Genomic DNA, 11,927 nt, shown 5'->3' with positions numbered 1-11,927 from the left:
CAAGAGCGGCGAGGATGCGCGATCGCGTAGCAGTACCTCCCGTTCGTGTGTCCATCACCTCTCCATCAGGAGCAACCATGCGCGTGCGTACCATCCTCTCCGCCGGCGTCTTCGCCCTCACCGCGGTCCTCGGCGGCGCGGGTTCGGCCCTCGCCGACGAGCACCACGAGTCCCACAACGAGGGCGGCTTCCGTATCTGCGGCCAGTTCGCGCACGCGGAGGACAGCTCGGCGAGCTGGGGCAGCGGATGCGCGGAGTCCTACTGGGTCGGCGAGGCTCCGGAGTTCGAGATCTCGGACTGACCGGCCGGGAAACGGGCCGCCCCGGGAGTGGTCTTCCCCGGGGCGGCCCGATCGCCGGCACGACGGGCGCCCTCCTTCCGTGATCCGCTCACGGGAGGAGGGCGCTTCCGCGTTGCACGGCGGGGCGCGCGGCACGAGCAGCCTCCGTGCCCTCCGCCCCGGCCGGAGGCACCTCGCTGTGCGCCCACCGCGGACTCGGCGCGGCCGCCGCGGTCGAGAACGGACCCGGCCGGAGTCGACGCATGGATGGGGAAGGTGGCCGAGTAGTCCTGCCAGGTGACGTCCTCGTACGGATCGTTGCGCATGTCGAACCGATGCAGCTCGGTGATGTGCAGCAGATCAGGGGTGTTCGCGCAGATGACCCATGAATCGACTGACCCATGAATCGACGGAGAACCGGTCGGGGAAGGTTCCCGACCTCAGGACCAAGGAGTCCTCCGGGTGGTCGAAGTCCGGGATGGAGAAGCGCGGCTCCAAGCCGTTGAAGGCGAAAACGATGCCGTACCGCTCGACGGCCGGGAACCGGTAGAGCGAAGCACGGGGCGGGACCGGGTCACCTGACGGAAGATACGCACACCGCCCGCTCCCGCCGTCGTACTCCCAGCCGTGGAACGCGCACCGGATGTTGCCGGAGTCGGTGACCTGCCCGATCGACAGGTCCGCTCCCACGTGCAGGCAGTACGCACCGAACACCCGGATCTCCCCGTGACGGTCGCGCGAAACGACCACGCGTCCGTCGAGGAAATCGCAGCCGTGCACGCCTCGCGCCGGGACGTCGGAACTCAGACGGACCGGAAACCAGGTCTCACTGAAAACACCTCCGTCGCCTTCCGCCGGTACTGCTCTCCCCCTGAGCCGACGCTGCGGCGCCGCATCACGGACCTGATTTTCCTGATGTAACGTCACTTCTGTACCTCTGTCCTTGGTTTGCGCCTTCCGCGCCCGGAACGCACACCTGGCACAAATGGCCTTGCCCGTGCCTTGATCCGAGATCCTTCACGCCGGGGAGTCCATCGGATCGCCACCCGGTGTCCGCATCCCCGCTCGGACCACTCTGCGGCGAGGCGGCTGATGCGGTACATAACGTGAAGTACGATTTTCTTTACACATCGTCCAGCGATCAGGGCACTGGCGAAGGCCGACGGCCGACGGGCGCGCGAGGCGGAGCTGCGCAGCCGGGGCCCGGTCCGGTCCGGGGTCTGCCTGAACAGGCGGATGACGGCGCCCTCGACGAGGGGCAGCGGTCTGTCATGGCCGGTCCAGGCTGCCCGCCGGGTCGGACGCGGGCGCAACCGGACCAGGCATCCTCTGCCCGAAGTCCACAGATCGATGAACTTCCACCACGCGCACTGAGCGAGCATTGGGGCTCTGCCGTACACGCATGCCTCGGGGACCGAGCGGCAGTCGCGGCGGGCCCGCCGGGGAACTCGCCGGGCGGGACCGGCCGCCTGGAGCCGCTCCCGACGATCAGGCATCGGCGTGGTCGGCCGATCACGCCGAGCGTGGAATCGACCGGACCGAGCCGGGTGTCGAGGTGTTCGGTCCACCGGCCCTCGGGCCGGAGGGCCGCATGCGGGTGACGCACCGCCGCCCGTCCCGACGCGTGGTGTGCCCCTCGTGACCGGGCCCCGGGACGCCGGGAGGACGTCAGCGGCACGGGCGCGCGGCCCGGCACGGTACCCGCCCCACGGGTACCGTGCCCCACGGGTACGCGCTCAGCGGGTACCCGTTCGTCCGACGCCCGCCGTGACGTCTCCGTTGACGGTGGTGAGTGTCATGGTGCGGCCGTCGTCCCCGTCGGCCGTGGGAACGCCGACCGACGGGCGGCCGTTGCCGGTGGTCGCCGCGACCCGGTAGGCGGGCGCGCCGCGCGGCACGGTGACCCGGACCGAACCGTTGGTGGAGGCGGCACCGACCCCGTCCGGCGCCGTGGCGCAGTCCAGCGTCACGTCGCCGTTCACCGTTTCGGCGTGCACCTCGCCCGCGCGCAGGGTGTCCGCGCGCACGGATCCGTTCCGGGTCGCCAGCCGGACGGGGGCGTCCGGCCGCCCGGACCCGGTCACGGTGACGTCGCCGTTCACGGTCGTCAGGCGCAGGGCCGCGGAGACACCCGCCACGTCGATGCCGGCGTTGCGGGCGGAGACGGTGACGGACGTGTCCGCCGGGACGTCGACCTCGGGCATCCGGGGGCACTCCCCGGCGTCGGCGTGGTCGCCCCGTGCCGGGCACGACAGGTCGAGGACCCAGGTGCCGTCCCGGTGGGACCAGGTGTGCCGGACGTGCCGGTCGACGCCGGCCCGGTCGCCGTCGGCGGGCCGCAGCCGCACCCCGCCGTCGGTGCTGATGACCAGGTCGGCGCCCCGGGACAGGACCGGCCGCGCCCCGGCCGCCCATGAGCCGTCGCCCCCGTCGTCCCCGCCACTCCCGTGGTGGCCCGCGCCGCACGCCGCGACGAGGGGCGCGACCGCCACGAGGACGGCCAGGCGCCGTACACGAGTCATTGTCATGGTGTCCGTGGTGGTGGTGATGTCCGTGGTCGTGGTGTCCATGCCCGGCCGGTTTCCCCCTGCCCGCCCGTCCATGGCTCCCGGCCACTCGGCGGTGCCATGGCAAACGCAGCACCATGGCAAGCACAGCGTCATGGCAAGCTCAGAAGGAATCACTCACTCGATCGAGTGACACATCAGCGAGATGCATCGTTTCTGCATGGTCGTCGCGGCCTACCGTGAGCGGGTGTGAGGCGACCTGGCCCCCGTCAGCCTGCAGCAATCGATCGGTGCCGCCACCACGTTGCCCAGCCGCAGCGGCGGCGGCCCGGACCGCGTCCAAGGTGAGGCCTACATGCCGTTGCACAACTTCCGACCCCTTCCCGAAACGGATCTGCCCGGCGCCCACGCGCGCTGTTTCCCCCGTGGCGAGGTCACCGTGGTGGAACTGCACGGGGAGATCGACCTCTGTTCCGCCGGTCGGCTGACCGTCGACCTCGACATCGTCACCGGACGGGCCGCCCCGCACGTCCTGGTCGACCTACGACCCGTGACCTTCATCGACTCCAGCGGCCTGAACCTCCTGCACCGCGCCCACTGCCGGGCCCGCTCCCGCGGCGGCAGCCTCCGGCTGGTCACCGACCAGCCGCGCGTCCGGCAGCTCCTGCGCCTCACCGCTCCCGGTCTCCTCCCCGTCTCGGCCACCCTGGAGGACGCGGAGCGGGGCGGCACGGCCGCCGGAACCGCGGGCTCCCCGCCGACGCGGCGGGTCCTCAGGGAAGGGGAGGCCGGTTCCCCCAGTCGAGGCGGAGCACGGCCAGGTCGTCGGAGTGCCGCCCTGCGTTCAGCGTATGGGTCTCCTGGATGAGGAGGTCGACATGGGCGGCCGGGTCCGCCGGGGGGAGGTCCTCCATCAGGGTGAGCAGGCCCTCGACACCCAGCCGCTCCCCCTTCGTCCCGTTGTGGCCCTCGGTGAGGCCGTCGGTGTAGAGGGTCAGGGCCCCGGCGGGCGGGAGCGGGACGACCGTGGGGGGCCAGCTGCGGAGGCCGGGGACGATGCCCAGGGCGATGCCGTGCGCGGCGGAGATCTCCCAGGTCCCCTCGCCGGTGGTGAGGAGGGGCTCGTGGTGGCCGGCGAGGTACAGGGTGGCGGTCCCGGCCTTCTGGTCGAGCGTGAGGAGGGTGCAGGTGGCGAAGAGCTGCTGGTCGCCGCGTTCGGCGACCAGGATGCGTTCCATCAGGTGCAGCAGGTCGTCCCCGCGGTGCCCGCCGAGCACGAGGGAGCGCCACGCTATCCGCAGGCACACGCCCAGCGCGGCCGCGTCGGGGCCGTGGCCGCTGACGTCGCCCACCACGGCGTGCAGCAGCCCGTCGTCGCCCTCCACCACGTCGAGGAAGTCCCCGCCTAGCAGGGTCATGGCGGCACCCGGCAGGTAGCGGGACGTCACCCGCACCGTGGAGGTGTCCAGGATCGGCTGGGGCAGCAGGCCGCGTTCCAGCCGGGCGTTCTCCTCCGCCCGCAGCCGGATGGCCTGGGCCTCGGCGCTCGCCCGCTCGGTCTTGCTCCGGTAGACGGCGTAGCGCAGCGTCCGCTGCAGGAGGTCCGCCTCCACCTTGCCCTTGACGAGGTAGTCCTGGGCCCCGGCGGCCATGGCGTCGGTGCCCGCCCGGTCCTCGGACAGCCCGGTCAGGACGATCACCGCGGTGTGCGGGGCCAGCCGCCGGACGGCCGTGACCGCGTCGATGCCCGACACGTCGGGCAGGTGCAGGTCGAGCAGCACGCAGTCGATCGGCGTGCCGACCAGTTCGGCGCGGGCCTCGGCCAGGGTGGTCCGGGTGGTCAGCGCGAACCGCAGCCCCGTGTCGTACAGGAGTTCCTCCACGAGCAGGGCGTCGCCCAGGTCGTCCTCGATGAGGAGGATGCGGTACATCGGCTTCTCGGGCGCCGCTGCCGGGGCGGCCGGCATGGCTTCCGTCATCGTGCCGGCTCCAGATCGGAGCGGGTGGCCTCCGGCAGCGTCGAGGGGCCGGGGGTCTCCGGCGGCCGGGGCGCGAGGGTGAAGACGATGCGGGCGCCGTCGCGGTAGTCCGGGTCGACACCGATGGTGCCGCCGTGGAACTCGACGATCTTCTTGCACATCGCGAGACCGATGCCGCTGCCGGCATAGGCGTCCTTGGTGTGCAGCCGCTGGAAGATGACGAAGATCTTGTCGGCGTACTCCGGCGCGATGCCGATGCCGTTGTCGGTGACGGTGAACCGCCACAGCTCGCCCTCCCGGTCCGCCGTGATGTGGATCTTCGGCGCCTCTCCCGGGCGGCGGAACTTGACCGCGTTGCCGATGAGGTTCTGCCAGAGCATGCCCACCTGGGTGGGGTCCGCGACCAGGGTCGGCAGCGGATCGTGGGTGATCGTCGCACCGGCCTCCTCGATGCCGACGCTCAGCGAGGACAGGGTCCGCTCCAGCACCGTGCCCAGGTCGACGCTCTGGTGGGCGTTGTGCACCCGTCCCACCCGGGAGAAGTCGAGCAGGTCGTTGATGAGGACCTGCATGCGGTTCGCCCCGTCGACCGCGAAGTCGATGTACTGGTCGGCCCGGCTGTCGAGCTGCCCCCCGTAGCGTCGCTGGAGGAGCTGGGTGAAGCTGGAGACCTTGCGCAGCGGCTCCTGCAGGTCGTGGGAGGCCACGTAGGCGAACTGCTCCAGCTCGGCGTTGGAGCGCTGGAGGTCCGCGGCCTGCGCGTCCAGCCGCAGCCGGGTCTCCTCGCTGGAGGCCAGCTCCCGCACGAGCCGCCGGCGCATGAAGTCGATCTCACCGCTGAGGCGCCGCAGGTCCGCGGGCCCGGTCGGGCTGATGGGGTGGTCGAAGTCACCGCCCGAGATGGCGCGGGCGTCCGCGCTCAGCTGCTCCAGGGGCTTGTTGATACCGCGGCGCAGCCCTTCGAAGACCAGGGCCGTCAGGGCGACGATGAGCACCGCGATGGCGCTGAACACCCAGTTCCTCACGTTCAGCGTGGTCATCAGGTCCTCCCGCGCCCGGACGCGGTCCGCGCGCAGCCGCTCCTGCTGGCCCCCCAGGGCGGCACGTACCTCGTCGAAGGCGGCCTTGCCCTCCGCCGCCCGCTGCGCGGCCAGCGGTGAGGGTGCGCCGGCCGGCGCGGCGGCGATCGGCCGGGCGAACCCCTCCTGCCACCTCACCACGGCGTCCTGCACGGTCTTCAGGTCCCTCAGCCCTGCGGGATCGTCCCGGAGCAGCCCGGCGAGTTCCGCACGGGCGTTCTCCTGCTCGGTGATCCCCTGCCGGTAGGGGGTGACGAAGTCCTTCGTGCCGGTGAGCCCGTAGCCGCGGATCCCGGTCTCCTGGTTGAGCACGGCCGCTTCCAGACGGATCGCGACGGTCAGCGCGGGAGAGCGCACGTCCACGAGGTCCTTGCTGAGCGTCTCGGTCCGGTTGAGGACCCAGGCGCCCCCCGTTCCGAGCAGGGCGAGAACCACCAGGGAGACGGCGACCCCCACGCGGAGCCACCGCCGGGTCGTCCACGCGGAAAGCCCTCGCATACGCGATTGCCTCTCATCGCCGGTCATCCTGGGGACTCCTCGCTGTGCCGGTGGCCGTGAAAGTTTGAGCAGCACACTTTAGATCGTGACAACCCTTGTTGTCGCGGCGCGTCCGCGGGACCTAGAGTGCGGGTATGCCTGGCAAGGATTTCGTGCTGCGGATGACCCCGCAGGAGACAGCCGCCCTCGCGGACGCGGCGGTCGGCGATCTCGCGCAACGCCTTGCCGGCCGGCTGCTGGAATCCCCGCCCCGCCCGGCACCGGACGACCCGGCGCACGCCCTGGCCCTGCTGCACGTACTGGATCATCTCAAGCAGGCCACCGAACGGCTGCAGCAGGAAGCGGCCGTGTCCGCCGCCCGGGCGGGTGCCGGGTATCCGCAGATCGGCGCCGCCTGCGGCATGACCCGGCAGGGCGCCCGGCGTCGCTGGCCGGGGCTCTTCCACCACTCCACCGAGAAACCCACGGAGCAACTGACGATGACCAGCCCCATCCGTCCCTTCGACGTCCTGCTCGTCGAAGACGACATCGCCGACGCCATGCTCATCGAGGAAGCCCTCTCCGAGCGCGGGGCCCGCAACCTGGTCCAGGTCACCGACGGAGTCGCGGCGCTGGAACACCTGCGGACCCCGGGGGCCCCGCGGCCCGACCTCATCGTCCTCGACCTGAACATGCCGCGGATGAACGGCCGCGACCTGCTCAAGGTCCTGAAGAGTGACGACGACCTGCAGACGATCCCGGTGGTCGTCCTCACCACGTCCACCGCTCCGGACGACGTCACGGGTGCCTACAGCAGTCACGCCAACGCGTACGTGACCAAGCCCGTCAACCTGGAGGAGTTCGAGCGGGCGGTGCAGAGCATCGACGCCTTCTACCTCGACACCGCCACGCGGCCCCGCCCCTGACCTCGCGGCCCGCGGCGCCGGCCGGGGCGGGACAGGTGTCCCGCCCCGGCCGGCGCCGTCTCGTGCGGACCCCGCACACGTAATTCAGCTTGTCATGTACCTGTACAGACCTTCCGTGTCGTGCTGTCATGCCAACTACCCCTCTTTCCAACGTTGTACAAGCCCGAGCGGCTCACCGCCGGTCTCCGCCCTCCGCACACCCCGCTCCTCCTCCGTACGTGCGCCTCCTTGCCCCACCTCCGACGACACCGAGGAGTCACGATGCGCAGCACCCCGGTCCCGCGCCCCTGGGCAGCACGGCTGAGACAGCGGACGAGACGGATCGCCACCGCGCTCGCCGCCCTCGCGCTGGTGTGCGCGGCCGCCCTGACCGCCACGGGCACCGCACAGGCCGCACAGACCGCACCGGCCGCGTGGACGCCCAAGCCCTCCCCCATGACCACGCCGTGGACGAACCAGGTCCCGGTCGACAAACCGCTGCCGGAGTATCCGCGCCCCCAGCTCACCCGCCCCGACTGGGCCAATCTCAACGGCATCTGGGACTTCGCGGTCACCACGGCGGACGCGGGCCGGCCCGCCTCGTTCCCCGACCAGATCCGGGTGCCCTTCGTCGCCGAGTCCGCGCTCTCCGGCGTCCAGCGCAGGATCACCCAGAACGACAAGCTCTGGTACAAGCGCACCTTCACGGTCCCCGCGAACTGGAGCGGCCGCCGCGTCCAGCTCAACTTCGGCGCCAGCGACTGGCGTACGACGGTCTGGGTCAACGACAGACAGGCCGGGGGCGTGCACAGCGGGGGGTACGACTCCTTCTCGTACGACATCACCGACCTGCTGAACGGCGGCACCAACACAGTCGTCGTGTCCGTCTGGGACCCCACCCAGACGGGCGGCCAGGCGGTCGGCAAGCAGCGCATCAACGACGTGACCCCGCACCCGGGGGGCGGCATCTTCTACACGGCGGCCTCCGGCATCTGGCAGACGGTGTGGCTGGAGCCGACGGCCGCGGCGCACATCACCCGTCTCGACATGGTGCCCGACCTCACGAACAACACCCTGAAGGTCACCGTCAGGGGCAGTGGCGTCTCCGGGCAGACCGCCCGGGTGACCGTGTCCTCGGGGTCGGCCACGGTGGGCAGCGCGACCGGCGCGGTCGGCAGCACCCTCACGGTGCCCGTCCCGAACCCGCGCCTGTGGACGCCCGAGGACCCGTTCCTGTACGACGTGAAGGCCGACCTGGTCGCCGGTTCGGCCGTGGTCGACTCCGTGGGCGGCTACACCGGGATGCGCTCCGTGGGGATCTCCCGGGTGGACGGCGTCCTGCGTCCCGTCCTCAACGGCAGGTTCGTCTTCCAGACCGGCACCCTGGACCAGGGCTACTGGCCGGACGGCATCTACACCGCGCCGACCGACGACGCCCTCAGGTACGACCTGCAGAAGCACAAGGACCTCGGCTTCAACATGGTGCGCAAACACATCAAGGTCGAACCGCAGCGGTGGTTCTACTGGGCGGACCGGCTGGGGCTGCTGGTCTGGCAGGACATGCCCTCGATGGACACCCGCACCCCGGACGGCGCCGCCCGGACCCAGTGGGAGGCCGAGTACGACCGCGTCATCGACCAGCACCGCAGCTCGCCGTCCGTGGTGATGTGGGTGAACCAGAACGAGGGATGGGGGCAGTACGACCAGGCCCGCATCGCCGACCACGTCAAGGCGTACGACCCCTCGCGGCTGGTGAACAACATGAGCGGCGTCAACTGCTGCGGCGCGGTCGACGGCGGCAACGGCGACGTCGTCGACCACCATGTGTACGTCGGTCCCGGCACCACGGTGCCCAGCGCCACCCGCGCCGCCGTCCTCGGCGAGTACGGCGGCCTGGGGTACAGGGTCGCCGGTCACGAGTGGTACCCGGGCGGCGGCTTCAGCTACGAGGACCAGCCGAGCCCGGCCCATCTGAACAACCGGTTCATCGGCCTCCTCGACGCCCTGCGCGAGGTGCGGATGCCCGCCGGGCTCTCGGCTTCCGTCTACACGGAGATCACCGACGTGGAGAACGAGGCGAACGGCCTCCTCACCTATGACCGCCAGGTCCTGAAGGTGGACGAGGCCCGCGTCCGGGCCGCCAACCGCGCCCTCATCGACACCTCCAGGGCACCGGTCGCCCCCGTCGTCCTGCCCGCGAACCAGTACAGGTCCCTGCGGGTGACGACGCCCGGCTTCACGAACCGCTATCTGCGGCACCGGGACGGGGCCGCGTACACCGACGTCGTCGACGCGGGCGGCAGCGCCCTGCTCAAGAGCGATGCCACCTGGAAGGTCGTACCGGGGCTCGCCGACAGCGCCTGCTACTCCTTCGAGTCGCGCAACTACCCGAACGAGTACCTGCGCCACCGCGACTACCGCGTCCACAAGGAGTCGGGCAGCGGGGACGTGTTCCGGGCCGACGCGACCTTCTGCGCGGTGCGCGGCGTCGACGGCGGCGTACGGCTGTCCGCGTCGAACTTCCCCGAGCAGTATCTGCGGCACTACAACGCGGAGTTGTGGCTGGCCACCCCGGGCGGCACCCACGCGTGGGACAACCCCGCCTCCTTCACCGAGGACACCACCTGGGCCGTCGGGACACCCTGGGCCCCCTGACCCGGAGCGAGGGGTGGGGGTCCGCCGGACCGCCACCCCTCGCGTTCCCCTCGTCCTGCTTCTCGTTGTCCTGCCTCTTGCCTCTTGCCTCTTGCTTCTTGATCAGGGCGGTGGTTCAGTCCGCCTGGTCGTCGCAGTCCGCCGGACGGCGTACGACCAGGTGCTCCACGGCGTACGACATCTCCTCCGTCCGGGGATCGGGGGCGGGATGGTAACGCCCGGCGCACACCGAGAGGTTGACGATGAGGTACGCCTGCCAGTCCTCCCCCACACCGCGGTCGTCGGCGAAGGTCCGTACGTCGTTCAGCCACCAGACCACCGAGCGCGCGCCGAACTCCACCCGCAGGTCGATGTGCCCACCGGGCCGGACGGCCTCGTCACGGTGGTAGAGGTGCCCGCCGCGCACGTGGTTCGAGAGCTCCAGCAGGTCCGGATGGTCGGGGTGGTACTCGAACACGTCGATCTCCTGGTTGCCGTCCCGCCAGGTCCAGACGGCCGGCCAGGCCCCCTGCTCGGTGGGCAGCCGCACCCGTGTCTCCAGGACGTCCCCCGTGCGCACCTGGAAGCCGTCCTCGCTCCCCTCGGTGGTCAGCAGACCCGTGTCCCAGAGGCCGTCCGGCCGGCGGGTGGCGCGGAACGTGCCGGTACGGGAATAGGCCGGGTCGGGGACCAGGTGGTCGAGCTTGTCGTCGGAAGGGTTGACCGGACCGCCCTCGGGATAGGCCCATGAGCGGCCGGCCACCCACTGACTGTGCGAACCGAAATCGGCCGTGAAGATGACGTCGGACACAGGCCGCTCCTTGGCGGTGGCGGAACCGGGGCGGTCGGACCGGGCGGTCGCACGGTCCGTCCCCTTCCCCTGCACGGTCCGTTCCTCCCCCGGCAGAGGTCGCCCAAGCCCCGGCCGGTCACAATCGCCACGCAAACAACCCGCCAGGGTGAACCCGCCCGGTTCGGGGGCGGGCGGGGCGCCCGGTCGGGTGACGACGACTCGCGCCGTGTGTTTCGCACTGCGAAGATCGCCGGGAGCTGTACGACCGCGGTGCCGTGTCCACGCCGCCGCCTGCCCCGGAGGGCCGATGGGATACGGGCTGGAACTGCGCGAGGCGATCAGGAGCGAGGGGACGACGCCGCTGATCGGGATCTACGACATGTACTCGGCCTCCCTCGCGGCACGCCACTACGAGGGGCTCTTCGTCTCGGGCTTCGGTTTCGCCGCCTCCTACTACGGGCTGCCCGACATCGGGTTCATCGCCTGGCCCGACATCGTGGCCTTCACCCAACGGCTGCGGCTGGCCCTGCCCCGGCACCATCTGCTGGTGGACATCGACGACGGCTACGCCGACCCGGAGGTGGCCTGTCATGTCGTCCAGCAACTGGAACGGGCCGGTGCGTCCGGAGTGATCCTGGAGGACCAGAAGCGGCCCCGGCGGTGCGGCCACGCCGACGGCAAGCAGATCCTGCCGCTCGGCGAATACCTGGAGAAACTCGCCATGGTCCTCGACAGCCGTACGGAGCTGGTGGTGGTGGCCCGTACGGACGCCACGGAGGAAGCCGAGATCGAGCGTCGCGCGCTCGCCCTGGCGCAGAGCGGCGCGGACGTCGTCCTGGTCGACGGCGTGCGCACGGTCGAGTCCCTCCGCCGGATCCGCGAGGTGATCGGCGGGATGCCGCTGCTGTTCAACCAGATCGGCGGCGGCAGGTCACCCAGGCTCTCCCTGCCCGAGCTGACGGATCTCGGGGTCGACGTGGCGCTCTACAGCACCCCTTGTCTCTTCGCCGCGCACGACGCCGTCGACGCCGCCCTCACCGATCTCAGGAACACGGACGGGCGGCTCCCGGAGACCGTGCCGGGCGGTGCGGACGTGCGGTCGTCCACCCGGCTGCTGGAGCGGAACATCAGCAGGCACCACGGGAGCCGTTCACCGGATCAGCCTGATCGACCTGATCGACCTGATCAAGTGGAATGACAGATCGTCAGCGGCGTGGTCACGCTGGTACGCCGTGCCATCGTCCATGATCGGGAAAGCGGCCGCCCGGCGTG

General features: G+C 71.1%; 10 protein-coding genes. 5 read left to right on the top strand and 5 right to left on the bottom strand.

Going from position 1 to position 11,927, the window contains the following annotated elements; translation table 11 throughout:
• The first annotated feature begins 77 nt into the window (after positions 1–77).
• Complete coding sequence (locus KM933_RS18325) at positions 78–302, top strand: hypothetical protein (protein ID WP_221353477.1); 225 nt, start codon at positions 78–80, stop codon at positions 300–302.
• A 339-nt stretch (positions 303–641) separates the two neighbouring features.
• On the opposite strand, the gene KM933_RS18320 is transcribed toward KM933_RS18325, so the two are convergent.
• Entirely contained in the window at positions 642–1,208 is a 567-nt protein-coding gene (locus KM933_RS18320) for a Rieske 2Fe-2S domain-containing protein (RefSeq protein WP_221353474.1), read from the bottom strand.
• A gap of 809 nt (positions 1,209–2,017) precedes the next feature.
• Positions 2,018–2,851: a DUF4097 domain-containing protein gene (locus KM933_RS18315; RefSeq protein ID WP_260333750.1), complete on the bottom strand. Its 834-nt coding sequence runs from the start codon at positions 2,849–2,851 to the stop codon at positions 2,018–2,020.
• Between the two features lie 292 nt (positions 2,852–3,143).
• On the opposite strand from KM933_RS18315, the gene KM933_RS18310 reads away from it, so the two are divergent.
• Positions 3,144–3,656, top strand: coding sequence for an STAS domain-containing protein (locus KM933_RS18310; RefSeq protein WP_260333749.1), 513 nt, complete (start codon positions 3,144–3,146; stop codon positions 3,654–3,656).
• Here the strand turns inward: KM933_RS18310 and KM933_RS18305 are convergent.
• Positions 3,562–4,767, bottom strand: coding sequence for a PP2C family protein-serine/threonine phosphatase (locus tag KM933_RS18305; RefSeq protein WP_221353473.1), 1,206 nt, complete (start codon positions 4,765–4,767; stop codon positions 3,562–3,564). The two genes, KM933_RS18310 and KM933_RS18305, sit on opposite strands and share 95 nt — an antisense overlap.
• Positions 4,764–6,371 carry a sensor histidine kinase gene (locus tag KM933_RS18300; protein WP_221353471.1) on the bottom strand — a complete coding sequence of 536 codons (1,608 nt, stop codon included), beginning with the start codon at positions 6,369–6,371 and terminating at the stop codon, positions 4,764–4,766. The genes KM933_RS18305 and KM933_RS18300 overlap by 4 nt, the downstream gene beginning before the upstream one ends.
• A gap of 107 nt (positions 6,372–6,478) precedes the next feature.
• Here KM933_RS18300 and KM933_RS18295 point away from each other — a divergent pair, with 107 nt between their 5' ends.
• Positions 6,479–7,249 (top strand): response regulator, encoded by a 771-nt coding sequence (locus KM933_RS18295; protein WP_221353469.1) that lies wholly within the window; start codon positions 6,479–6,481, stop codon positions 7,247–7,249.
• A 261-nt stretch (positions 7,250–7,510) separates the two neighbouring features.
• The gene (locus KM933_RS18290; RefSeq protein WP_221353467.1) at positions 7,511–9,883 is read left to right on the top strand and encodes an AbfB domain-containing protein; all 2,373 of its coding nucleotides are present in this window, start codon (positions 7,511–7,513) and stop codon (positions 9,881–9,883) included.
• Positions 9,884–9,998: 115 nt separating this feature from the next.
• Here KM933_RS18290 and KM933_RS18285 read toward each other — a convergent pair whose 3' ends face one another.
• Entirely contained in the window at positions 9,999–10,673 is a 675-nt protein-coding gene (locus tag KM933_RS18285) for a LamG domain-containing protein (protein WP_221353465.1), read from the bottom strand.
• 289 nt (positions 10,674–10,962) lie between these two features.
• Here KM933_RS18285 and KM933_RS18280 point away from each other — a divergent pair, with 289 nt between their 5' ends.
• Positions 10,963–11,853 (top strand): isocitrate lyase/PEP mutase family protein, encoded by an 891-nt coding sequence (locus KM933_RS18280; RefSeq protein WP_221353463.1) that lies wholly within the window; start codon positions 10,963–10,965, stop codon positions 11,851–11,853.
• The last annotated feature ends 74 nt before the right edge of the window (positions 11,854–11,927 follow it).

This window comes from Streptomyces beigongshangae, from assembly GCF_019710745.1.
Lineage (GTDB): Bacteria > Actinomycetota > Actinomycetes > Streptomycetales > Streptomycetaceae > Streptomyces > Streptomyces beigongshangae.
Note: the sequence above shows the minus strand (reverse complement) of the source record. Positions and strands in the feature narration are given on the sequence as shown.